Annotated in this window: 24 protein-coding genes and 2 pseudogenes; 14 read left to right on the top strand and 12 right to left on the bottom strand. The window is 58.4% G+C overall.

From position 1 onward, the window contains the following. Window positions 1-47: 47 nt before the first annotated feature. The 6 genes and pseudogenes from E2K99_RS12335 (at window position 48) to E2K99_RS12360 (ending at window position 3,995) form a co-directional block, all read left to right on the top strand. Complete coding sequence (locus E2K99_RS12335) at window positions 48-1,007, top strand: chromate resistance protein ChrB domain-containing protein (protein ID WP_050470039.1); 960 nt, start codon at window positions 48-50, stop codon at window positions 1,005-1,007. Then, window positions 1,004-1,369, top strand: a pseudogene (locus E2K99_RS12340) (chromate transporter); the annotation flags it as partial. The gene E2K99_RS12335 and the pseudogene E2K99_RS12340, both read left to right, overlap by 4 nt. Before the next feature lie 143 nt (window positions 1,370-1,512). Beyond that, window positions 1,513-1,848 carry a PepSY domain-containing protein gene (locus tag E2K99_RS12345; protein ID WP_050470036.1) on the top strand — a complete coding sequence of 112 codons (336 nt, stop codon included), beginning with the start codon at window positions 1,513-1,515 and terminating at the stop codon, window positions 1,846-1,848. A 57-nt stretch (window positions 1,849-1,905) separates the two neighbouring features. After that, the gene (locus E2K99_RS12350; RefSeq protein WP_050470034.1) at window positions 1,906-2,091 is read left to right on the top strand and encodes a phosphatase PAP2 family protein; all 186 of its coding nucleotides are present in this window, start codon (window positions 1,906-1,908) and stop codon (window positions 2,089-2,091) included. A 1-nt stretch (window position 2,092) separates the two neighbouring features. Further along, window positions 2,093-3,310 carry a TniQ family protein gene (locus E2K99_RS12355; protein ID WP_050470032.1) on the top strand — a complete coding sequence of 406 codons (1,218 nt, stop codon included), beginning with the start codon at window positions 2,093-2,095 and terminating at the stop codon, window positions 3,308-3,310. A gap of 76 nt (window positions 3,311-3,386) precedes the next feature. Further along, on the top strand, window positions 3,387-3,995 hold the full coding sequence (locus E2K99_RS12360; RefSeq protein ID WP_152960984.1) for a recombinase family protein: 609 nt from the start codon (window positions 3,387-3,389) through the stop codon (window positions 3,993-3,995). 173 nt (window positions 3,996-4,168) lie between these two features. On the opposite strand, the gene E2K99_RS12365 is transcribed toward E2K99_RS12360, so the two are convergent. Genes E2K99_RS12365 through phnC form a run of 5 tightly spaced genes read right to left on the bottom strand, consistent with a single transcriptional unit; the run spans window position 4,169 to window position 8,576 of the window. Beyond that, window positions 4,169-5,053 (bottom strand): LysR family transcriptional regulator, encoded by an 885-nt coding sequence (locus E2K99_RS12365; protein ID WP_080324167.1) that lies wholly within the window; start codon window positions 5,051-5,053, stop codon window positions 4,169-4,171. Continuing rightward, on the bottom strand, window positions 5,050-6,060 hold the full coding sequence (locus E2K99_RS12370) for a phosphonate dehydrogenase (RefSeq protein WP_009238667.1): 1,011 nt from the start codon (window positions 6,058-6,060) through the stop codon (window positions 5,050-5,052). Before E2K99_RS12370 ends, E2K99_RS12365 begins: the two co-directional genes overlap by 4 nt. A gap of 24 nt (window positions 6,061-6,084) precedes the next feature. After that, on the bottom strand, window positions 6,085-6,882 hold the full coding sequence (phnE, locus tag E2K99_RS12375) for a phosphonate ABC transporter, permease protein PhnE (protein WP_009238668.1): 798 nt from the start codon (window positions 6,880-6,882) through the stop codon (window positions 6,085-6,087). 12 nt (window positions 6,883-6,894) lie between these two features. Next, the gene (gene phnD / locus E2K99_RS12380; RefSeq protein WP_088757440.1) at window positions 6,895-7,755 is read right to left on the bottom strand and encodes a phosphate/phosphite/phosphonate ABC transporter substrate-binding protein; all 861 of its coding nucleotides are present in this window, start codon (window positions 7,753-7,755) and stop codon (window positions 6,895-6,897) included. Window positions 7,756-7,757: 2 nt separating this feature from the next. Beyond that, window positions 7,758-8,576, bottom strand: a complete 819-nt coding sequence (phnC, locus tag E2K99_RS12385) for a phosphonate ABC transporter ATP-binding protein (RefSeq protein WP_020200553.1) — start codon at window positions 8,574-8,576, stop codon at window positions 7,758-7,760. A gap of 488 nt (window positions 8,577-9,064) precedes the next feature. On the opposite strand from phnC, the gene E2K99_RS12395 reads away from it, so the two are divergent. Genes E2K99_RS12395 through E2K99_RS12410 form a run of 4 tightly spaced genes read left to right on the top strand, consistent with a single transcriptional unit; the run spans window position 9,065 to window position 12,953 of the window. Beyond that, entirely contained in the window at window positions 9,065-9,640 is a 576-nt protein-coding gene (locus tag E2K99_RS12395) for a recombinase family protein (protein WP_134222393.1), read from the top strand. A gap of 4 nt (window positions 9,641-9,644) precedes the next feature. Next, window positions 9,645-11,279: a DDE-type integrase/transposase/recombinase gene (locus tag E2K99_RS12400; protein WP_134224091.1), complete on the top strand. Its 1,635-nt coding sequence runs from the start codon at window positions 9,645-9,647 to the stop codon at window positions 11,277-11,279. Further along, on the top strand, window positions 11,269-12,240 hold the full coding sequence (locus E2K99_RS12405) for an ExeA family protein (RefSeq protein WP_134222394.1): 972 nt from the start codon (window positions 11,269-11,271) through the stop codon (window positions 12,238-12,240). The genes E2K99_RS12400 and E2K99_RS12405 overlap by 11 nt, the downstream gene beginning before the upstream one ends. An 8-nt stretch (window positions 12,241-12,248) precedes the next feature. Next, window positions 12,249-12,953 (top strand): hypothetical protein, encoded by a 705-nt coding sequence (locus E2K99_RS12410; RefSeq protein WP_134222395.1) that lies wholly within the window; start codon window positions 12,249-12,251, stop codon window positions 12,951-12,953. Window positions 12,954-13,044: 91 nt separating this feature from the next. On the opposite strand, the gene E2K99_RS12415 is transcribed toward E2K99_RS12410, so the two are convergent. From E2K99_RS12415 to E2K99_RS12435, 5 genes are all read right to left on the bottom strand, one after another. Further along, entirely contained in the window at window positions 13,045-13,239 is a 195-nt protein-coding gene (locus E2K99_RS12415) for a hypothetical protein (RefSeq protein ID WP_134222396.1), read from the bottom strand. An 86-nt stretch (window positions 13,240-13,325) separates the two neighbouring features. After that, complete coding sequence (locus E2K99_RS12420) at window positions 13,326-13,601, bottom strand: HigA family addiction module antitoxin (protein ID WP_034302315.1); 276 nt, start codon at window positions 13,599-13,601, stop codon at window positions 13,326-13,328. Window positions 13,602-13,620: 19 nt separating this feature from the next. After that, window positions 13,621-13,899, bottom strand: coding sequence for a type II toxin-antitoxin system RelE/ParE family toxin (locus tag E2K99_RS12425; protein ID WP_034302356.1), 279 nt, complete (start codon window positions 13,897-13,899; stop codon window positions 13,621-13,623). Between the two features lie 275 nt (window positions 13,900-14,174). After that, window positions 14,175-14,891 (bottom strand): hypothetical protein, encoded by a 717-nt coding sequence (locus E2K99_RS12430; protein WP_240733899.1) that lies wholly within the window; start codon window positions 14,889-14,891, stop codon window positions 14,175-14,177. Between the two features lie 129 nt (window positions 14,892-15,020). Further along, entirely contained in the window at window positions 15,021-17,960 is a 2,940-nt protein-coding gene (locus E2K99_RS12435) for a Tn3 family transposase (protein WP_034302318.1), read from the bottom strand. 89 nt (window positions 17,961-18,049) lie between these two features. Here E2K99_RS12435 and E2K99_RS25510 point away from each other — a divergent pair, with 89 nt between their 5' ends. From E2K99_RS25510 to E2K99_RS12445, 3 genes are read left to right on the top strand one after another with little or no spacing between them, the layout of a single operon-like run. Continuing rightward, window positions 18,050-18,196 carry a hypothetical protein gene (locus tag E2K99_RS25510; protein ID WP_166675062.1) on the top strand — a complete coding sequence of 49 codons (147 nt, stop codon included), beginning with the start codon at window positions 18,050-18,052 and terminating at the stop codon, window positions 18,194-18,196. Window positions 18,197-18,227: 31 nt separating this feature from the next. Beyond that, entirely contained in the window at window positions 18,228-19,397 is a 1,170-nt protein-coding gene (locus E2K99_RS12440; RefSeq protein ID WP_134222397.1) for a methionine ABC transporter ATP-binding protein, read from the top strand. Further along, on the top strand, window positions 19,381-20,049 hold the full coding sequence (locus E2K99_RS12445; RefSeq protein WP_134222398.1) for a methionine ABC transporter permease: 669 nt from the start codon (window positions 19,381-19,383) through the stop codon (window positions 20,047-20,049). Before E2K99_RS12440 ends, E2K99_RS12445 begins: the two co-directional genes overlap by 17 nt. 89 nt (window positions 20,050-20,138) lie before the next feature. Here the strand turns inward: E2K99_RS12445 and E2K99_RS12450 are convergent, their stop codons facing one another. Both E2K99_RS12450 and E2K99_RS12455 read right to left on the bottom strand, forming a co-directional pair. Beyond that, entirely contained in the window at window positions 20,139-20,942 is an 804-nt protein-coding gene (locus E2K99_RS12450; protein WP_134222399.1) for a methyltransferase domain-containing protein, read from the bottom strand. 54 nt (window positions 20,943-20,996) lie between these two features. Further along, complete coding sequence (locus E2K99_RS12455) at window positions 20,997-21,260, bottom strand: 3-phosphoglycerate dehydrogenase (protein WP_205703780.1); 264 nt, start codon at window positions 21,258-21,260, stop codon at window positions 20,997-20,999. A gap of 96 nt (window positions 21,261-21,356) precedes the next feature. On the opposite strand from E2K99_RS12455, the pseudogene E2K99_RS12460 reads away from it, so the two are divergent. Continuing rightward, a pseudogene (locus tag E2K99_RS12460) lies at window positions 21,357-21,752 on the top strand (LysR family transcriptional regulator); the annotation flags it as partial. Window positions 21,753-21,786 lie beyond the last annotated feature (34 nt).

Below are 21,786 nucleotides of genomic sequence, written 5' to 3' on the forward strand. Positions count from 1 at the left end.
TTAAAGTTAACTTTGTAATTTTCGTTACATGGTGTAGAGTTTTATACATGAATACTACATCGACACACTGGCACCTCCTCATTGCCAGCCTTCCCACCACCGGCGCCACCGCCCGCATGCGCCTTTGGCGGGCCATCAAGGCCCTGGGGTGCGTCCCGTTGCGCGACGGCGCCTATCTCCTTCCCGAACGCCCCGGGCATGCCGACACCTTGGCCGAACTGGTCGACCAAACCAATGCCGAAGGCGGCGAAGCCTGGCTAGTGAAGGTGGTTCCCCGGAACGCAGACGATGAACAGGCCTTCCTGGCACGGTTTGATCGTGCCAAGGAATATGGCGAATTTCTGGAAATGGTGGTGGAGGCCAAGAAGTCGCTGATGTCGCAAGCCACGGCGGATATCGCCAAGACGCTCAAGAAGCTGGCCAAGGAACGTGAAGCGATCGAGCGCATCGATTTTTTCCCCAATGAAGCGGCCCTGGCCGCCAATGCTGCCTGGGCCGATTTCGCCGAGAAGGCCGATGCGATCTTGTCGCCTGGCGAGCCGCAGCCGCAAGAACGGGACATTCCCTACTTGCAAATTCAGGATTACCAAAGGCGTACCTGGGCGACGCGACGCCATTTATGGGTGGATCGGGTGGCTAGCGCGTGGCTGATCCAGCGCTTCATCGATTCCAAGGCGGCCTTTTTGTGGCTGGACAGTCCTGCCAATTGCCCTGTGGATGCCTTGGGCTTCGATTTTAACGACGCCACGTTCACCCACGTTGGTAACAAGGTGACGTTTGAAGTGCTGGTCGCCAGCTTCCAACTCCCCTCGACGCCAGGCATGGCCAAACTGGCCGCCCTGGTGCATGCGCTCGATGCCGGTGGCGAGGCGCCGGCGGAAGCGGCCGGGTTCGAAGCGATCCTGACCGGTGCGCGTGCCCGTTTGGCCGACGATGATGCGTTTTTGGCGGAAGTCGGTTCCATCCTCGATTCTCTCTACGCTCATTGCAACAAGGAAACGCCATGAGTGCCATCGCAGAAAAAATACCGTACACCCTCTGGCAAATGGCGCTCTACATGCTGCGCCTGGGCACCCTAGGATTTGGCGGCCCGGTGGCCTTGGTCGGCTACATGCACCGCGACCTGGTCGAAGAGCGCAAGTGGATCAGCGATGCCGACTACAAGGAAGGGCTCGCCTTAGCGCAATTGGCACCGGGGCCGCTAGCGGCCCAACTGGAAATTTACCTGGGCTACGTCCACTACCGCATCTGGGGTGCCACCATCGCCGGACTCGCCTTCGTTCTGCCGTCGTTCTTCATGGTCGTGGCGCTGGGTTGGGCCTACATGCATTTTGGCGGCCTTAGCTGGATGCAAGCTGTGTTCTATGGGGGGTCGGTTCAGAAAACGGAAAATAAAGCACGCTAAGCCGTTGCCCGACATCCCAAAGGACGATGGCCCGGCTCAGTGAGAGCTAAGTCCGCCTGCGTACCTTCTCCACTGTGCAAATCCCTGCACTCTTTTGGAGAAGCATCATGTACCGCTACACCAGACTTTCCCTTCTAGCCGTCGCCATCGCTACAACCGGCGCGGTCGCCTACGCCGCCAATGGCGGTATGGGAAACGACGCAATGGCTATCGCCAAGGCCAAGATTCCGCTCACTCAGGCGGTCACCGTTGCCGAGCAGCACGCCAATGGCAAGGCGTCACGCGCCGAGTACGAGAACTCGAAGCAAGGCTGGGTCTATGACGTCGAAGTCGTCAGCGGGGCCAAGGTCTTCGATGTCCGGGTCGATGCCAACAAGGGCACGGTCATCTCGTCCGCCGAGGACAAGGCGGATCACGATGACGACCACGACAAGCGTGACTGAATTCCCGACAGCATGGCTGGATCGCCCACGTGTGAGGCGATCCAGCCCGGAGACCCTATGGAATCACTCAACCAAACATTGTTTCTCTGGCTTAACGCACCGGAGCACCCCAGCGCTTTGGCGCTGACGCTCGCCGTCTTTTTTGCCGAGCGGCTTATCTGGGCGATGCCGCTCGTGATAGGTATCGGCTGGCCGACTACACCGGCCCAAGCGAGCGGCGACGACAGTTCGAGCGGGAACTGATGTGACGCCAGCGCCGCGCTGGCCGCTGCATCCGGCTCCCAGAGAAGGCGAAGCCTTGTCTTCGTGGCTCAACCGCGTGGCCCTTTGCTATCACATGGAAGTGTCCGAGCTGCTGGAGCACGATCTTGGTCACGGCCAGGCTGATGACATGGATACCGCGCCACCACAGTCGCTGCTGACAATGCTCTCCCGGCGGAGCGGCATCGAGCTGGATCGGCTGCGTTGCATGAGTTTCGCCGGCTGGGTGCCTTGGTTACTGGACAGCCTTGATGATCAGATTCCTGACGCTTTAGAAACCTATACGTTCCAGCTCTCGGTGTTGCTGCCGAAACTCCGCCGTAGGACGCGATCTATCACGAGCTGGCGCGCCTGGCTGCCCAGCCAGCCATTACATCGCGCCTGTCCACTCTGCCTGAACGATCCGGCAAACCAAGCCGTATTACTTGCGTGGAAGCTGCCCCTGATGCTGAGCTGCCCGCTGCATGGGTGCTGGCTGGAATCGTATTGGGGCGTGCCTGGGCGGTTTCTCGGCTGGGAAAACGCCGACGCCGACCCACGCACGGCCAGCGACGCGATTGCGACGATGGACCGGCGTACCTGGCAGGCACTGACGACCGGCCATGTTGAGCTGCCGCGCCGACGCATCCACGCCGGATTGTGGTTTCGGCTGCTACGCACGCTGCTTGATGAGCTGAACACCCCGCTTTCGGCGTGCGGAACCTACGCGGGGTATCTCCGCCTGATCTGGGAACGCTGTGGGTATCCGCTGCGTGCTGGGCAAAGTCTGTGGCGACCGTATGAAACCCTGATCCTAGCAGTAGGGTTGCAGATGCTGGAGGCTGCGGCAACGGCAATCAGCTTGATCGAAGTGAGGGATATAAGCCCGCCTGGCGAGCATGCAAAGCTATTCTGGTCCGAGCCCCAAACCGAGTTCACCAGTGGCCTGCCGGCGAAAGCGCCGAAGCCCGAACCCGTCAATCACTGGCAACGTGCAGTCCAGGCCATCGATGAAGCCATCATTGAAGCGCGGCACAACCCCGAGACGGCACGCTCGCTGTTCGCGTTGGCTTCCTATGGTCGGCGCGACCCAGCTTCCCTGGAACGGTTGCGAGCCACCTTCGTGAAGGAAGGCATCCCGCCGGAATTCCTGTCACATTATGAGCCTGATGGACCCTTTGCATGCCTTAGACAGAATGACGGGTTAAGTGACAAATTTTAACGGCCTGAGCTTTCCGGCGCACACTGTCACATAATCGAACGTATACGTGACGGGTGAAAAGGTGCTGATCGGCTACATGCGGGTATCGAAGGCGGACGGATCCCAGTCCACCAATTTGCAACGCGATGCGCTCATCGCCGCTGGTGTGAGCCTTGCGCACCTTTACGAGGATCTGGCCTCGGGCAGGCGCGATGATCGCCCAGGGTTGGCTGCTTGCCTGAAGGCGCTTCGTGAAGGGGACACGCTGATCGTGTGGAAGCTCGATCGGCTTGGCCGTGATCTGCGCCACCTGATCAACACCGTGCACGACCTAACTGCGCGTAGCGTGGGCCTGAAGGTCCTGACCGGTCACGGTGCGGCGGTCGACACGACGACTGCCGCCGGCAAGCTTGTGTTCGGTATTTTTGCCGCGCTGGCCGAGTTCGAGCGTGAGTTGATTTCCGAGCGAACAGTCGCTGGACTTATCTCGGCGCGCGCTCGCGGCAGGAAAGGGGGGCGCCCCTTCAAGATGACCGCCGCCAAGCTACGCCTGGCGATGGCCAGCATGGGGCAACCGGAAACCAAGGTGGGCGATCTCTGCGAAGAACTCGGGATTACCCGGCAGACGCTCTACCGGCACGTGTCGCCCAAGGGCGAACTGCGGCCAGACGGCGTAAAGCTGCTCTCCCTCGGTTCAGCCGCATAAATGGAGGCGACCTGGAACGGGGCGCTGTTCAGTGCGGCAACGATCCGATTACCGGTGTCGACCCTCAAGAGCCGCTCAGAATTTCTGGCCCAGCGCCGGCAGTGCAGCGGTTGCGGTCAGTGAGATGCGCGCAGAGAAGGTCAGCTCTCGGCCAGAAGCAGACATTCGTTTTGCTATTTATATTCTATTGAGCCTAAATCCGGAGAATGGAGAATCAAATCTGCAAGGCTTGCCACCGGACCGCTTAACGAAGTTTCTGAGCGATGTACGAGATAAAGATCTTTGTAAACATCTTCTTCAATCGGAATTGCATGTAACCATCCGCTTGCCTGTTCATGCTTGACCGCGCTTTCCATCACAAGCGAGATTCCTAGCCCTGCGTGGACCGCGTGTTTGACCGCCTCGGTGCTACCTAACTGCATACCCACTGTGAACTCTGCCGAGTCGGCACCGGCATATTGTTGTAGTAGGCGCCCAGTTCCGGTAGCCGCTTCGCCTCCAAGCAAGATCTGGGATTTTAACCACTTAAGTGGAATGGTCGACTCGGCAGCCCAAGGATGGCCGGGGCGAACAATGACAACCATCCTCTCGCGCCGCCATACTGTTGAGACGAACCCAGGACGTGAGTCCCACCACTCCATTACCGCTACATCCACTTCAAGCGTTTCCAGCAAAGCGGCAATCTCGATATTTTTGCCGATCCTCACATCGATCTTGTTTGCTAATTTATCTTGGAGCGCCTTGATATAGGGTTGTAAAAGATAAATGCCGATATTGGAGCTTGCACCAACGACCAGGCTTTTATTGTGGAGGGCTGCCGTAGCCTTATGGCTAGTACGGAGCAATTGTTCCGCATAGGGGAAAAAAATCTTTCCCTCCAATGTCAGGCTTTGCGGCATTGTTGCGCGGTCAATCAGCCGGGCCTGCAAAGACTGCTCCAGCCGCTTGATATGCTGCGTTACTGTTGGCTGGGACAATCCAGTTTGCTTCGCCGCTTCGCGAAAGCCCCCGCATTTGACGACGGCAATGAACGTCGCCACACGCTCCAGATCTATCACGCCGCCTTTACTCCCGGATACGGCTGATTAATCGCGCCCATCGGTTTTTCACCAGCGAGTGCCTGGATGATGTTCATCGCTGCCTGCCGCTCGATTTCAAGCCGAACTTCCTTGACCGCCGATCCCAAATGCGGCGTAAAAAACGTTTGTGCCGTATTGTCGAGCAGCGCCTTGGGGATAGCCTGCGGGCGATCAGCGCGTATCCATTCTTCCATCTCGAAGACATCGGCTGCATATCCAGCTAGTTTTCCAGACGCCAGTGCTGCTATCACCGCATTCTCATCCACGACCGAGCCGCGACATGCATTGATCAGGTAGCTACCGGTTTTCATCTTGGCCAACGCGGTGGCATCGATCAGATGCAGTGTCTCTGCGGCCATCGGAACCATCGGCACGACATAATCACATTTTTCGAGCAGTTCATCGAGCGTGACGCGCTGTACGTGCCAAGCCTTTTCTTGTTCGGCATTGAGCGGAATCGGATCGCAATACAAGAGATTCATTTCAAAGCCAGCCAAGCGCTGGGCGATTGCACGGCCGACCGCCCCCATACCAATGATGCCAAGCGTTTTTCCTGTCAAACCAGAGCCATATAGTGTCGGCCGCCAGCCTTGGAAGTGTCCGCTACGGATTTGCCTATCGCCTTCCAGCATATGCCTTGTCAAACCGAGAAGAAGGCCGATAGTCAGTTCAGCGGTCGGGATCGTAAGCAAATCCGGCACAATCGTAAGCCATACACCGTGGCGTGTGCAGGCGTTGACATCGAAGTTATCATAGCCTTTAAGCGCGGCGCCGATGACACGCAGCTTTGGACATTCCTCGAGAAACGCGCTGTCGATGCTGTCCGGCATGAAAGCCATGAGTGCATCCGCATCTTTGGCTCGCGCAATTACCTCAGAACGCGGCAAGGTTTCCCGTGTGGTGTTGGGGATAACATCGGCGCTAGCGGACAACAATTCGATGATTTCCGGGTGCACCCAGTGGGTGAGGACGACTTTGGGCTTCATAAAAACCTTTGTAAGCTTTGGGAGTTATTTGAACTTGCGACGCAGGAAGGAGCTGAAGGCGTCGACGAGGGTAACCATGCCTAAAATAACCAGCAAAATAGCCGAGACATCCTGGTATTGCATGATGCGCAGAGAGCCCATCAGCTCGAACCCGATTCCACCGGCGCCGACCATGCCCATCACGGTCGAAGCACGGAAGTTGTATTCCCATCGATAGATCGCGGTATCGGCCATTTGCGGAAGCACTTGGGGAAAGATCCCATGAAAAATCACCTGCAATGGCGTGCAGCCCGCTGCATGCGCGGCTTCTACCGGTGCCGGATCGGCATGTTCGATCGATTCCGAAAAAAATTTGGCGATCATGCCAACCGAATGTAAGCCTAGGGCTAAAACACCCGGCAATGCGCCGAAGCCAACGGCTGCCACGAACAGGATGCCCATGATCAGTTCGGGTATCGATCGCAAAGCGTTTAACAGGCCGCGTGTGGCTTGATACACGAGTGGATGAGGGCTAGTATTCCGCGCGGCGAGCACTCCTAAGGGAATGGATAGCAATACCGCGATTGCCGTACCGGCGATACTCATGGCCAAGGTATCCAGTACCGGTTTGACCCAGGTGCCAGCCTGCGAGAAGTTCGGTGGGAACATCTCGCCGGCAATTTTTACCAGGCTTGGCATGCCATCCTTCAATCGCTCGGCATCAAATAGGCCGACGTAATACCAGCAACCGATCACAATCGCCAGCACAACGGCAAACTGCAGTATCGTGCGGTTCCATACGCGCTGGCGCTCGGCCAGAATCAAACCAAAATCAGCTTGCATGCTGTCGCTCACTTAGAACTTCGACAGATCGAGCTTGAGCAGTGTGCCAAGGCTGCGCACCACGTCATAGTCTTTGTCGCTGATCGGGCCGAAACCATCGGCTTTGAAAGGTTTCAGGACTTCCGGATCTTTGAGATTCAAGAAGGCTGCACGGATCTTTTCCTTCAGTTCCGGCTTCAGATTGCTGCGCATGGTCCACGGGTATTGCGGATATGGCTTCGATTCGGCAAGAACTTTTACTTTGTTGGGATCGACCAGTCCGCGCTGAACCAGGGATTCAAAAATCGGCTTACTCAAGCCGCCAGCCTGCGCGTGACCGTTTTGCACGGCCATGGCCACCGCGTCATGCGAACCGGCAAAGTGTTCGCGATAGTTTTCGCCGGCTTTCAAACCGTTTTCCGCCAATATCGACTTCGGAATCAAATGGCTGGAGGTGGATGCCTTATCACCGTAAGCGACATTCTTGTTGACGATATCACTGATTTTGGCGATGCCGGCGCCAGTATTGGCGATCAATACGGACTGGTAGGTAGTGCTACCCTTTTGCTTCATCGCTGCGAATGGCTCGATGTCGCTCTTTTGCTTAGCCAGCACATACGACAAGGGGCCAAAATATGCCATGTCGATACGGCCGTGACGCATGGCTTCGATCATTGACGAGTAATCAGTGGTAACCACCAGCTCAATTTTCTTTCCCAGCTCTTTTTCCAGATAGATTTCGAGCGGCTTGTTGTTTTTAATTACGGTCGATGCGTTTTCGTCCGGCAGCAGCGCAACTTTGAGCGTTTCTGGATCGGGATTGGATGATGCATGGCCAATGCTGCAGACGGCGGCAAGCAAGACAGACAATAATGCGGATGCGAGTTTTTTCATAATCAATCCTTTACGGTAGCAAGTTGCATGGGAAATGAAGTATCGATAAGCCGTTCCTCTCGAGCGTCTTGTGGAACGCTCAAAGAAGAACGGGGTACTTGTTCATACAGCGTGTCGTAACTGGCTTGATCCAAAGTCTGCGGGGCGGCATCAAAAATGACTCGGCCATGGGACAGGCCAATAATACGGTCGGCATAACGTTGAGCGAGGTCTACCTGATGCAGGCTGACGACCGCCGAAATCCCGTCCTCTTTACAAATGCGGTGCAGCAGACTTAGCACTCGCTCTGCAGTAGCAGGATCGAGGCTGGCTACCGGTTCATCAGCCAACACCAGTTTAGGTTGCTGAGCCAGAGCCCGGGCAATACCGATGCGTTGCTGCTGGCCGCCGCTCAATGCGTCGACACGGCTTAAGGCTTTGTGCAATAAGCCGACTCGGTCCAGACTTTGCAGGCATATGGATTGATCCTTCGCCGGGAGGGGGAATAGACTGCGTAATGCCGTGTGGTAGCCCATTCGGCCCATCGAAACGTTTTGCAAAGCCGTCAGTCGGCCAATCAATTGATGCTGTTGAAACACCATGCCAGTCTGTCGGCGATGCATGCGCAATGCACGCGAGTTCGCCAAATTTCCTAAGCCGGCGACAATGGTGGTGCCGCGCTGCGACGCATGCAGCGAATTAATACAGCGAAGTAGCGTGGATTTTCCAGCGCCGGAAGATCCGAGCAATACGGTGAACTGTCCCTGATGGAGTTTGAGAGTGGTGGGATACAGTGCAATCGCATCACCATAACTGACTGAGACATTCTGTAGTTCGATCATGACACCTCCGGTAGATTTGAAATCGTAATCAAAAATGATGACCTGATTACGAATCTGAATTGCAGCGATGGTAATGTCGTGATATGACACCCTGATGACTCGTTGATGTCATTTTTGAGACATGGTCGCGGGTGCCTGTGAGGGAAATAAGTTGTGCTATCTATGCCAAATATAGACGCCTGCTATCGGTCGATAGCCGCCGATCCAAGCGCGCAGCACGAGGGGCAGCTCTCAGCCTCAAACTGCCGCTCGGGTTCTCACATCAGTTGGTCGCTCTTGGCCGGCAGCAGCCCGTCGTTGCCTGATGGATCCAACCCCTCCGCTGCTATAGTGCAGTCGGCTTCTGACGTTCAGTGCAGCCGTCTTCTGAAAACGACAGCGCGGCCGACAAGCGGCAGCTTGCTCAAGCACAGCGACAATCCACAATCCCTTTCCAATATTCAAAGTCCAGCTATACTGAATTTTCGTGATTTATTGGACAAGTCGCCATGCTGATCGGCTACGCCCGTGTATCGACCGACGACCAGAACTTGGACTTGCAGCGCGATGCGTTGCAGGCGGTCGGTTGCGAGCGTGTCTTCGAGGACATGGTGAGCGGAGCCAGAGCGGACCGCACCGGGCTGGTTACCTTAATGAGCATGCTACGCGCCGGCGACACCGTAGTCATCTGGCGGTTGGATCGGCTGGGCCGGTCGCTCAAGAACCTGATCGAGCTGGTCGAGCGGCTCGAATCAGCCAAGGTCGGGCTGCGCAGCCTGCAAGAAAACATCGACACCACGTCGAGCGGCGGCAAGCTGGTCTTTCACCTGTTCGGCGCACTGGCCGAGTTCGAGCGCAACCTGATCCGCGAACGGACGCAGGCCGGACTGGTCGCGGCGCGCGCGCGCGGCCGCATGGGCGGTCGGCCGAGGCGCCTTGATCCTGTCAAGCTCGCGCTCGCCGTGAAATTGCACCGGGAGCGCAACCACACTGTTGAGGAAATCTGCAAGATGATGGGGATTTCCAAATCCACGCTCTACAACTACCTAGACAAGGCTGAGAGCGATGGCTGCCGGGTGGCGTAAGCAGATCCCGGCCGAATCGCTGCTGCAATTGCGGCAGCGGCTCGACCGTCTGCCTCACAAAAGTCCGGAGCGTGCCGCCCAAGTGCGCGCCATGTCCGAGCTGTACGGCATGTCCACCACGTCGGTGTATCGCGCCCTGAAGGACTTTCTGAAGCCGCGCGTAGTCCACCGCACCGATCACGGCAAGCCGCGCGTCCTGCCGAAATCGGAACTGGAGCGCTACTGCGAGCTGGTCGCTGCCCTCAAGCTACGCACGACCAACAAGCAGGGCCGCCACCTGTCCACGAAGCGCTCCATCGAGCTGCTGGAGGAATATGGCGTCGAGACGGTACAGGGACTTGTGCGCGCACCGCAAGGGGTGCTGACGCGCAGCACGGTCAACCAGTACCTCACACTTTGGCACCTCGACCAGCCGCGCCTGCGCCGGCAGCCGCCAGCCGTGCGCTTCCAGGCCGAGCACAGCAACGACTGCTGGCAGTTCGACATGTCGCCGTCCGACCTCAAACGGATCGACAAGCCGGACTGGATCGAACCGGGAAAGGGCGAGCCGACGCTGATGCTGTACAGCGTCGTGGACGATCGTAGCGGTGTGGCCTATCAGGAGTACCGCTGCGTCTATGGCGAAGATGCCGAATCGGCGCTGCGCTTCCTGTTCAACGCGATGGCAGCGAAGGCGGACCCCGAATATCCGTTCCAGGGGCGGCCGTTGATGATCTACCTGGACAACGGCCCTGTCGCCAAGAGTCGCGTATTCCAGAATGTGATGCACGCGCTTGGTATCGAGTGGATGACACACATCCCGGCCGGCAAAGACGGCGAGCGGGTTACAGCGCGCTCCAAGGGAAAGGTCGAGCGGCCGTTTCGCACAGTGAAGGAAGCCCACGAGACGCTGTACCACTTCCACAAGCCGGAGACCGAGCAACAGGCCAACGAATGGCTGTTGCGCTATCTGATGCGTTACATTCGCCAGGATCATCGCTCCGAGCAGCATTCGCGCATCGAGGACTGGCTTGCCAATTTCCCGAGCGGCGGCATCCGGCAGATGTGCGCCTGGGAGCAGTACTGTCGCTTTGCCCGCGAGCCGGAGCGGCGCCGCGTTGGCGTGGACGCGCGCGTGTCGGTGGAGGGTACCAGCTACGAAGTCGAGCTGGACATGGCCGGTGAATATGTGTTGCTGCTGTGGGGGCTGTTCGACAACGAACTGTACGTGGAGTACGAAAGCGTGCGCACCGGCCCGTACTACCCGGTCGCCGGGCCGATTCCATTGAACCGCTATCGCGCCTTCAAGCGCGGCGCGGCCGACGCGCGCGCCGACCGTATACGCACCCTGGCCGACCAGCTCAAGCTGCCCATCGAGGCGCTGGCCGGCAAGGACCTGCACTTGGCCCCGCTGAATCTACCAGGCGAATTACCAATCCAGCCCTTCGACGCCGAGGCGCACGAATTCCATTTTGCAAACGTCATCGCCGCCAAGCTGGCGATAGCGGGCGAGCTGGCCAAGCCGCTGGCCAAGCTGTCGCCAGCAGATCGCGCCGTCATCGACCAGGTACTGAGCGAGACGCTGACGCGCAGCGTGGTGCTTGCGCGCATACGAGATTATTTCCGAAACAAGAAGACTGGAGAGGACCATGCGAGTTGAAGTGATGCAGTACTACGGGCTGACGCAACCACTGAGCCAGGCCGGCTACTACGAAACTGACCACCACAAGCAGCTGATCAAGGACATCAAAGGGGCCACCCTTGAGGGGCGGCTGATCGCCTTGTGCGGTGTTGTCGGCAGCGGCAAAACAGTCACGTTGCGCCGCCTTCAGCAGATTTTGAAAGACGAGAACCGCGTTGCCGTCGCTAAGTCGCTGTCCGTGGAAAAGCACAGCATCAAGTTGGCCACCTTGATCTCCACGCTCTTCTACGACCTTACGCAGGACAAACAGGTGCAAATTCCCAAGCAGAGCGAAAAGCGCGAGCGCGAATTGCAGGAAATCGTCAAAAAGGGGAAGCGGCCGGTGGCACTGTTCGTCGACGAGGCGCACGACTTGAACGGACACACCCTCATCGGCCTCAAACGTCTGATGGAAGTGGTCGAGGACGCAGGCGGCCGGTTGTCGGTGATCCTGGCCGGCCATCCGAAGCTGCGCAACGACCTGCGCCGCCCGACCATGGAAGAAATCGGCTACCGGACCGATATCTTCACGCTCGATGGCGTCGCCGGCAGCCAGCGCGAGTACATCCTGTGGCTGCTTGGCGCCAGCGCGGCTCCGAACACTGATCCAGAATCGATCCTGAACAGCGAGGCAATCGATATCCTGTCCACCAAGCTGCGCACGCCGCTGCAAGTCCAACTGCACCTGACCTTGTCGCTGGAAGCGGGCTACCAGACCGGCGAGAAGCCTGTCACGGCCGCGCTGGTGGAAACTGTGCTGTCGCGCCAGCTTGACGATCTGGAGCCGACCCTGACCCGCCACGGGTACAGACTGAAGGATATGGTCGAACAGTTCGACGCCAAGCCAGCGGAAATCCGCGCGCTGTTCAACAACAAACTGGAACCGGCGCGCACAGCGGAGCTGCGCGACCGGATGCTTGCCGCTGGCCTGCCCATCTAATTCTGCTCATGAAATTCAAACAATTTACAGTCGCATCCTGCTTTTCGTCCTTCATGCTGCCGCACGTCCTCTTCGTTGAAGAACAGGAGGCGCGAAAGAAGGCTGCCATGAGCTGCTGTCTTGCCTGGAATATCAGTCTGTTTCCTGAAGCTGAGCAGGAGGACCACATCGAGCGAATTTGGAAAATGGTCGAGGCCGACAATCGGGACGCACCACCTCCGGGATTGGAACAGGGATTCAAGCAGGACCTGCGCATGCTGGTGGCACAGAAACAGGAGCTGTTTCCGTGGACGCATACGAACATCCCGACGGCAGACTTGATCGGAGCGGGCGTCCACGATGTATTGAGGATCGCCACCGGCACCGGCACGACCGAGGAAATCGAAATCCTTGCCTGGCCGAATCCAACCGGATTGCCGCTCATCATCGAGCATCTGCGGCGCATCCAGAGCGACACGGCCGCCCAGGTTGGCCTACAGGAGCAGGCCCGCAGTACCCCCGGAGCATTTACCGACATCGAGGCAACCCAAATGACGATCGCGTATTGCGTCCAGCGGGCCGATCTGGTCGGCTACCAGCGCATCCTGACGGTTTGGCGCGACACCCAGCCGGCATCGAGCGTCAAGCGGGTCATAGGTCATTGGCTGGGCGTGCTGGCTGAAATCGAGGCCGATACCAAGGCCGTGTTGAACATCCTGGTCAGTTGCAGATAATTCTGGTTCGCGGCGATGGAATGCTGGTTGGCGCGGATAAATGCAGGTTCATTTACAGCTAATGCTGGTTTGAAGGGGGCATCAGCTGCAGTTATTCCTGGCCGAGAATCGGCTGGAATGCTGGTCGGGCCTGTTTCAAATGCAGGTCGCTACACCTAGCGTCCCAATTTGCAAGTTTTAATGCTCCAATATCCTCTCGCATAACCTCGTTGCCACTCGCTTCAAGCCACCGTTCCAACGGGACTGCCAACTGCTTGGCTGCTTCTTGAAGATTGTCGTAGTTCATTAATTTCCCCCTCACGAGGCTTGATTGTGCGACATTGCCCAATACCGCGCATTTATCAACTGTCATCCGGCGAGCATACAAGCTGCCTATGCTGCGATGCGTTCAATTTTTGGGCGCTTGACCTTGCCGGCCTGGTATAAGTCGAATTGCAGCTGCATTCCTGCCCACAATTCAGGGCTGGTACCGAAGGCAGAACCAAGGCGGTACGCCATGTCAGGCGAAATACCGGCCGCGCCCGTAACGACACGTTGAAGCGTGACCCGGCCAACGCCAAGACGAGTGGCGGCCTCAGTCACGGTGACATCCCCCAGATATTCTCTCAACACCTCTCCGGGGTGAGGCGGGTTATGCATGCGAGTCATATAAAAACCTCCGTAAAATTCAGTGATAGTCGAGATAATCCACAAGGATCGCGTCCGCACCCTCAAAAGCGAAAATCAATCGCCAGTTTCCATTGACCGTAATTGCCCAATGTCCCTTTAGATCACCTTTCAAAGGATGCAGTCCCCACGATGGGGCTGATAAATCTTCCGGCTGTACAGCTTGATCCAGTGCTGCCAGTTGAAGCCGCAATTTGGCCGCGTGTGCGGCCTGGATTCCAGCTTTGCTACCCGTTTCAAAGAAGCGGTGCAGCCCTTTGTGTCGAAAGCTTTTAATCATGAGGTGGATTGTATCGTGTATCGCTACACAATGCAACGAATAGGCGAGGATTATGAGTTTTTTCTTATCTTGCGGTAATGCCACGCAGTTTCATGCAAGCGGCACACATCCACATTTTTCTACCATTGCGGTTCAGGTAGGAGCCCACCTGCGCGTCTCCATATCCTTGATGATACCCACAGAATAACTTGCCGGTAACCAGTGCCACATTGGATGTCAGTCGCGATTTGTCATTTGCGCTTGTCGTTTCAGATGAATTCATAGTGGTAGATGGCTCAGTGATGCATGCTGGTCAACAGATGCAAAACGGATTTTGCATTCGAATCAATTTCTTCCAAGACACCCAGCCAGTGGCCAATAACACGTTTAACACTCGGTCCAGGTTGTGCATCCCGCCATACGGATAGTATCCGGCGGTATCCAATCATATCGGCTCGCTGCACGCAATAAGAAGTGGCCAACTGGGTCTTCTCAACATCGCTGAGGGCCGTAGAAATGCCCGTAGCTCGTTGCAACAATATAATTTGTTCGGCTGTATTTTCTTGAACATCCCGTAGATGATCGATAATCAAAGGAAGCCCCAACGGATCCGGATGGGTAATGACCTTGATCTCTTCCTCGTCGCTATTTCCGGTCTTTACTTGCAAGATGTCGTACTTATCGCAGGCCACCAGGCGTACCGATGGAATATTGATCTTGGTCCAAGGAAATAAATCATTCTTTTGTACCACGAGCATGCGAAGCTCATCTTTAAACTCACGCTCTAGCCCTGGAAAAGCCTGTTCTGGTGTGTCGGCATCTCCGATCTCCCAGACGCGGCTAATGTGATTTTCACGCTCCTCCGGGTCGGGGAACAAGCTGATATTCCAGGCGAGACAGCACACCATCGCCGTTTTGTTTCTCGTTTCCAAATCATTAATAAAAAGGAGATGAGGAAGTACAAAGGTGGAAAAACAAGATGCTACCGAAAACTGTTTTATTTTCATATCCATACACTCGTTTCTAAACGACTTCCCAGGGCCGATGTCGTTATCTGGGAGTTCTTGCACATCGAGGCCGGCGCTGCCCTAACCAATGAGACATGTCCGTCGCATGTTCCTTTGCGGTAGAAAACAGCATTATTATGACCGTTTCCGGATAGCATCCACAGTAGCTGCTGTGCTATTAGGCAGAATGCGTTGCGCATAATCCGCCAGCGGGAATTCGAACGTGCCTCGCAGGTTGATGCCTTCCAGATTGGTAGGCGCAATGCGACGCAGGTCTTCCGGGGGCAGGCTTTCCCCACCGACGGCCTCTATTCGCTCGACCGCGTGTTGCATGTGCTGGGTATTCCACGCCATCAGGGCGTTCGTTAAGAGCGACAGGCTCGATGACACGGCGGCCAGCGATTCCGGCCGCTTGGCCAGTTCGGTCGGTATCTTGCCAGTATGGACGGCGCGCTGCACAGCATGGACAGCCTCACCACGGTTCAAGGCGTGCCGTAGTTCGCGTCGGAACACAGGGTTGGTGAAATAGTCGATCAGGAAAATTGACCGCAGCAGTCGCCCCAGCTGCACGCCACCATCGTAGACATCCTGGCCGCGAGCGGCGGAACCGAAGCGTTGTAAGGCCTGCACAGCCGTGCAACGACCGCTTTGGATGGACGCAACCACGCGCACGAATTCGTCGTAAATCGCCTCAATCGCGTCGAGGTCCACATCGCCGGCGACCACGGGGAGGACTTCGCCCGGTACCTCGTGGCCGACCGGCACATGCAGATAGCGGTCACGCATATGTTGCAGGACCGGACACAAGTCAAACTTCAAGCCCTTGGCCACGGCAATGCCGAAATCGGTATAGCCGTGGGTGTCGACAGCGAGCTGAGCGACGTCGTCGGTTCCTGCCTGCCGTACCACGCCTTCGATGGCGGCGCCGACCTGGCGCTCTTTGAGCAGAATCGGCATGTCGTAAAAGATGCCCCAGTGGTCCCGCACATGGGTGTAAATACCGATTGAGGCGGTGCGGCGGCGCGGATCGGCGCGCGCCTGCCAGACGGTGCGCGTCGTCTCCAGGCTCATCATGTCGCTCGATGCCAAATCTCCGCGTCCCCAGTGTGCAGCAATCGGATGGCGGTGCATGTAGACCAGTATGGCATCCGCCGCTTCGCGTAACTTGCGCTCGTCGGCGACCAGCTTCATCATCTGACGGATCGCCGATCCCTTCAGTTCTGGGATCATGCGGGAAATGTCAGCGGCCGATAGCGACGTGCCGTGCGCCAGAACGGCAGCGTAGACCAGCAGCAGTTCGCTGCGCGAGCGTGGTTCACGACCGAGTAACAGCCAGGAAAACCGCACCTCGCTGTCGATGTCGAGGATAATTTTCGGCAGCTGCCCTACGGGCCGCTCTTCGAAAATCGCCCGGCGCAAGGCGTCCAGATGAGGCGCCTTGTCCTCGGCCTTGAGCACCTCGTTACGGATACTGCCGTCTTCGATCCGGACCTCCCCGCGCAGGTAGGCATCGCGTAGACGTTCGAGCCCCTGGTCGAGGTGATCAACGACCTTGGCCAGAAACACCTTCGGGTCCTGCGACAGTTCCAGATGGCCATAATAATGATGGCGTTTGGCTTTCCATTCGGCCTCGGAAATGAGTAGCGTCGCCCTACTGCGGAAGGAAAAGCTATGGTCGACATACACAGAACCGTTGCGTAATGCCATACGTAGCGCGGAGATCGTGGCCCACTCGAATGCGCGTAACGCCTCAATACGGTCTTGCCCATAGATGATATCTTGCCACACGCGGCCGAGCTTGAGGTTGATGCTCGGCGGCAGTTCGTTGCCGCCATTCAGACCATACAGATCGCGTAGCACGTTAATCGCGTCAATGACGGGATGCTGCGTTTCCGATTCGAACGGCAGCTTGACGAGTTTGTGCAGCATGGCGCGTGCTTGGGCGCTCTTGGTCATCAACTGCAGGCGAATCAAGCTGCGCCGGCTCGGCGCATGCTGGGTGAGCATCTGGTCGGCCAGATCGGCAATCTGAGTGAGTGCCTCGTCCGCCGGCAGAGTCTTGTCCTGTGCCAGCGCCTTGATCGCTTCAGCAAAGCTGCAGAGTTGCTTTTTGAGGTCGGGGCGGCCGCTGTCGACCTGCCGGCCAGCCTCGCTGGTCACATCGATCGCCCAGCGCCGGAACATAGCCAACAACTGGTCTGTGGCAGCGCACAATGCATAGCGCATGAAACAAGCGGCTTCCAGCCGACGCGACTGGGACTGGACGCGCTTGCTGACCGACGGTGGGCGGTTCGCGCAGCGGCGCGCGTAATGCCGCACCAGAGTCTCGTTCACGTCCGCAGGCCAAGTTGTGGTTACCTTCAGCACATAGAGCCGGTCGATCTTGTCGAACAATTCAGCCATCTGGACTGTCGAGTGCTTCAGCGGCACTGCCCAGAGCCATTGTTGCAGACTCCCGTATTCGCCCTCTGGCGCGGGGAGATGCCGGCTCCATTCATTTATAGTGGCGTTACCTACCGACTGCAGCAATGTCGTCTCCAGGAACTCCTCATGGCTGCGAATCGCATCGGCGATCACACGTTTAAGCAAACGGTCGTGCGCAATCAGGATGCGATGCTCGTACAGCCAGCATTTGACCTGCATCAGCAACGTTGAAGTGTCCGGCCGTCCGACTAACGTTTCCTTGAGCCAGCGCACCAAATAGCGGCGCTGGTGCTCGGTCATGACCCCAAAGCCGAGAGTCTGATAAGCGAGCTGTTGGTGGTCGATCAATGTGCGCGGGCGGGTGTCGTACAGAGAGCGAAGGGTGCCAATTTCCGGAGGCGCGATCCCTAGTTGGTCACCAAGATGCGTCCAAAGGGCCTTCGGGATCTGCTTATAGGCATCGAGCGTGCGGCCAGTCATACGAACGAAGCCGAGGTGTAGGGCCAGCGCCAGTCGGTATAGATCACGGCGCCGTTGGTTGATCAGCCCGCGCTCTTTGACGGAAAATGTGAAGAACGTGTTGAGTTCAAACTCGTTGAGTTCAGCCGGGATGTGGCGCAAGCCGAGGTAGGGAGCATGCCAGTGGTCCATTTTGATTCTTCGGGGAAAGAAAAATGACTTCCATCATACTCGGCGAAAATGGCAAACAGCAAGTGGCTGATTTAAAAGGAAATATTGCGATGAGTACCGCTGGAACCCGCATGAATGCTAGGAGTGGCTACCGTCGTAGAGTGCAGGGGAATCAAAGGAACCCCGTCAAGGCCGACATCCACCGCGCCTTCAACAGCGACAAGCGTCTCTATACGCTGGCCTGGAAGAAGCCCTGAACCCGCCGCACCCGTACCGGAAGGAAACCGCATGGAACTCTCGATCACGGCCAGACAATCCTTGACCGCTCCCAGCCGTCCCGAGGCGGAGCATGATGCTGCCGCTCAGGCTTCGGCCCCCGGTGGCCCCTGGCCCGGCAGCCGTCCCAAGGGCAGGGTGGCCTTGCGCCAGGTCGGCAAGACCTACCTATCATCGGCTGGTCCGGTGCAGGCCTTGCAGGACATCGAACTGGAGATTGCACCCGGCAGCATCTTCGGCATCATTGGCCGCAGCGGGGCCGGCAAATCCAGCCTGCTGCGCACCATCAACCGGCTGGAGACGCCCAGCACCGGGCGCATCGAAGTCGATGGGGTGGATATCGCTACCCTCGACGATGCGCAACTGGTGCAATTGCGCCGGCGCATCGGCATGATCTTCCAGCATTTCAACCTGCTCTCGGCCAAGACCGTCTTTGACAATATCGCCTTGCCCCTGCGTGTGGCCGGCTTACCGCGCAAGCAGGTAGAGGGCAGGGTGCGCGAACTGCTGGCCCTGGTCGGCCTCGAGGACAAGGTCGATACCTATCCGCGCCGCCTCTCCGGTGGCCAGAAGCAGCGTGTGGGCATCGCCCGCGCCCTGGCCAGCGGGCCCGAGATCCTGCTCTGCGACGAGGCCACCTCGGCGCTGGACCCGGAAACCACTCACGCCATCCTGCAACTGCTGCGCGACATCAACCGCAAGCTGGGCATCACGGTGATCCTGATCACGCATGAAATGAGCGTCATCCGCGAGATCGCCGACCAGGTGCTGGTGCTGGAACAGGGACGCATCGCCGAACTGGGGCCGGTGTGGCAGGTGTTCGGTAATCCCGCCCATCCAGCCACGCAAGCTTTGTTGGCGCCACTGCAGCAAGGCCTGCCGCCGGAACTGCTGGACCAGCTGCAGACCGTGCCGCCGTCCGGGCTGCATGAGCGCATTCTGCAATTGCAATACCGTGGCGGGGATGGCCTGGAGCCTGATCTGTTGCGCGTGGCGCAGGCGCTGGGCGGCAAGACGCGCTTGCTGCAGGCCAGCGTGGAGCGCATCCAGGGACATACCCACGGTCAGCTCTACATCGCCTTGGCCGACGTCACGGGATCACCAGACTGGCAGGCCCTGACGCAGGGACCCACGGCGATTGCGCATCACATCAAGGAGTTGGGATATGTCACTCGAACTTAGTCTTTCCATTCCCATCGAGCGCTACGGCAATGCGCTGGTCGATACGCTGCAGATGGTAGGCATCTCGGGCGCACTGGCGCTGGTGGCGGGCATTCCGCTGGCGGTGCTGCTGATCGTGGCGGCGCCGGGCGGCTTCCTGGCCTCCCCGCGCGTGCACCGGGTATTGGGCAGCATCATCAATGGTTTTCGCGCCACGCCCTTCATCGTTCTGCTGGTGGCGCTGATTCCGCTCACGCGCCTGGTGGCGGGCACCACCATCGGCGTCTGGGCCGCCATCGTGCCGCTGGCCATCAGCGCCACGCCTTTCTTTGCGCGCATCGTCGAGGTGAGCTTGCGCGAGGTTGATCCTGGTCTGGTCGAAGCAGCGCAGGCACTGGGCTGCAAGAAATGGGACATCGTGCGGCATGTCTATCTGCCCGAGGCTCTGCCCGGCATCGTGGGGGGATTCACGATCACGCTGGTGGCCCTCATCAGCTCTTCGGCCATGGCCGGTGCCGTGGGCGCGGGCGGGCTGGGGGATCTGGCAATCCGCTATGGCTATCAGCGATTCGATACGCAGGTGATGGTGATCGTCATTGCGGTGCTGATTTTGCTGGTGTCGGTGGTGCAGCGGCTGGGGGATGGCTACGTGCGCTGGCTGCGTGAACGCTGATGGTGCGCCGGTCGTGCCCTGAGGCTTGCTGTTGATGATGCAGGGACCTTGCATGCAAGGTCCCTGTTTTCATTTGTGGCAGTGCCACCTTAGCCGGGCAAGCTCGCCACGATGAACATGCGCTGGAACGGCAGCAGCGTGCTGCCATCTGCGCCGGGCGGGTAAGCCTGTTGCATGCGGCGCGCATAATCCGCACGAAAGGCCTGCAATTGCTCGCCTTCCAATTTCTCGAGATAGGGACGCAGGCTGCTGCCGCTGGCCCATTCCAGTACCGGGTCCGCGCCCGTGAGGATGTGCAGGTAGCTCGTTTGCCAGATGTCCAGCGTCGCCACGCGCGGGCGCAGCAGGTCGTAATAGCGGCCCACCTCCAGGACGTTGCGCCGTTCCGACACGTCGCCCAGCACATCGGCATAGGCGGGTGACCTCGCCAGTTCCACCTGCGCGCGCCGCAACGGCGCGTCATGCATGACCGGCATTTGCACCGCCAGGCAACCGCCAGGATTGAGGAAGGACAGCAGCCGCGGGAACAGCTGCGCATGATCGGGCAGCCACTGCAGGGTCGCATTGGTGTAGATCAGGTCCAGTTTGTGCTCGGGCACCCAATGATTCAGATCGGCAGCGACGAAACTGGCCTGCGGCACGTTCAGGCGCGCCTTGGCCAGCATGTCATCGGAGCCATCCACGCCCAGCACCTCGGCCCGTGGCCAGCGCTGCTGAAGCAGTGCGGTCAGGTTGCCGGTGCCGCACCCCAGGTCGAGGATGCGCGCGGGGTTCTGCGTGGGCAGATGCAACATCAGGTCCAGGGCCGGGCGCAGGCGTTCGCCGCCGAAACGCAAATACTGGCTGACGTCCCATTGAACCTGGGCTTGCATGGATTCTGGAGAGGTTTGCATGGATTGCTCCTGTGGCGAAGGTTGATACAGGCTGAGCAGTCTGCCTCGCCTGGCTTACAGATGAGCGGCACCGGCTTGGCTGACCTTTATCAGGGCCTCGCCGCCAGATGCATGGACGCGTGCCAGATAGCCTCGCGCATTGGCTTTTTCCCAGACCGGCAGGCGAGGGCAGGAGGTCCGCCAGGGTTCGATCACTTCGCTGTAAGGCCGTCCATCCGGGCCAATCCATTCGAGAAGATCAAGGATGAGCGGCTCGACGGCGTCGCCTGCCGCCGGTTCATCGTGACCTGGCTGCACGTCTGACATCGTGATGTTCATGATCTGGCTCCTTTCGGGCTGACTTGAGGCTGTATCTTGAGCGCTGCCGGAGAAGCAGTAAAATGAAATTATCTGAAAGATTAATAAGTTTTACTCATGAAAATCGACATCCTCGGTGTACAGGCGTTTGTCGCGATTGCCGATCACGGCAGCTTTCAGGGCGCGGCTGGCGCCTTGCACGTGACGCAGACGGCGGTAACGCTGCGCTTGCGCAAGCTGGAGGATTTTCTGGGAGTGACCTTGATGGAGCGGACCACGCGCTCCCTTGCGCTCACCGAAATCGGACAGGACTTCCTGCCCCAGGCCCGGCGGCTGCTGGACGAGCTGGCGGGCGCGCTGGTGGAGATCCGGGAAACCGGGATGGCGCGGCGTGGCGACGTCTGCATCGCCTGTGTGCCCACCGTGGGTGTGCAGTACCTGCCACGCATCCTGCAGGCGTATTCCGCGCGCTATCCCCACAACCGCATCAAGATTCTCGATCACGCCTCATCTGGGGAGCCAGCCGAGATAAAGCAAATTTTCGGAT

This window comes from Herbaspirillum huttiense (genome assembly GCF_004367745.1).
Classification (GTDB): Bacteria; Pseudomonadota; Gammaproteobacteria; order Burkholderiales; family Burkholderiaceae_D; genus Herbaspirillum; species Herbaspirillum huttiense.

Coding starts and splice junctions, on each gene's coding strand:
- E2K99_RS12335 (WP_050470039.1), top strand. CDS start 48: ATGAATACTACATCGACACACTGGCACCTCCTCATTGCCAGCCTTCCC.
- E2K99_RS12345 (WP_050470036.1), top strand. CDS start 1,513: ATGTACCGCTACACCAGACTTTCCCTTCTAGCCGTCGCCATCGCTACA.
- E2K99_RS12350 (WP_050470034.1), top strand. CDS start 1,906: ATGGAATCACTCAACCAAACATTGTTTCTCTGGCTTAACGCACCGGAG.
- E2K99_RS12360 (WP_152960984.1), top strand. CDS start 3,387: ATGCGGGTATCGAAGGCGGACGGATCCCAGTCCACCAATTTGCAACGC.
- E2K99_RS12370 (WP_009238667.1), bottom strand. CDS start 6,060: ATGAAGCCCAAAGTCGTCCTCACCCACTGGGTGCACCCGGAAATCATC.
- phnE (WP_009238668.1), bottom strand. CDS start 6,882: ATGCAAGCTGATTTTGGTTTGATTCTGGCCGAGCGCCAGCGCGTATGG.
- phnD (WP_088757440.1), bottom strand. CDS start 7,755: ATGAAAAAACTCGCATCCGCATTATTGTCTGTCTTGCTTGCCGCCGTC.
- phnC (WP_020200553.1), bottom strand. CDS start 8,576: ATGATCGAACTACAGAATGTCTCAGTCAGTTATGGTGATGCGATTGCA.
- E2K99_RS12395 (WP_134222393.1), top strand. CDS start 9,065: ATGCTGATCGGCTACGCCCGTGTATCGACCGACGACCAGAACTTGGAC.
- E2K99_RS12405 (WP_134222394.1), top strand. CDS start 11,269: ATGCGAGTTGAAGTGATGCAGTACTACGGGCTGACGCAACCACTGAGC.
- E2K99_RS12410 (WP_134222395.1), top strand. CDS start 12,249: ATGAAATTCAAACAATTTACAGTCGCATCCTGCTTTTCGTCCTTCATG.
- E2K99_RS12415 (WP_134222396.1), bottom strand. CDS start 13,239: ATGAACTACGACAATCTTCAAGAAGCAGCCAAGCAGTTGGCAGTCCCG.
- E2K99_RS12420 (WP_034302315.1), bottom strand. CDS start 13,601: ATGACTCGCATGCATAACCCGCCTCACCCCGGAGAGGTGTTGAGAGAA.
- E2K99_RS12425 (WP_034302356.1), bottom strand. CDS start 13,899: ATGATTAAAAGCTTTCGACACAAAGGGCTGCACCGCTTCTTTGAAACG.
- E2K99_RS12430 (WP_240733899.1), bottom strand. CDS start 14,891: ATGGATATGAAAATAAAACAGTTTTCGGTAGCATCTTGTTTTTCCACC.
- E2K99_RS12435 (WP_034302318.1), bottom strand. CDS start 17,960: ATGGACCACTGGCATGCTCCCTACCTCGGCTTGCGCCACATCCCGGCT.
- E2K99_RS25510 (WP_166675062.1), top strand. CDS start 18,050: ATGAGTACCGCTGGAACCCGCATGAATGCTAGGAGTGGCTACCGTCGT.
- E2K99_RS12440 (WP_134222397.1), top strand. CDS start 18,228: ATGGAACTCTCGATCACGGCCAGACAATCCTTGACCGCTCCCAGCCGT.
- E2K99_RS12445 (WP_134222398.1), top strand. CDS start 19,381: ATGTCACTCGAACTTAGTCTTTCCATTCCCATCGAGCGCTACGGCAAT.
- E2K99_RS12450 (WP_134222399.1), bottom strand. CDS start 20,942: ATGCAAACCTCTCCAGAATCCATGCAAGCCCAGGTTCAATGGGACGTC.
- E2K99_RS12455 (WP_205703780.1), bottom strand. CDS start 21,260: ATGAACATCACGATGTCAGACGTGCAGCCAGGTCACGATGAACCGGCG.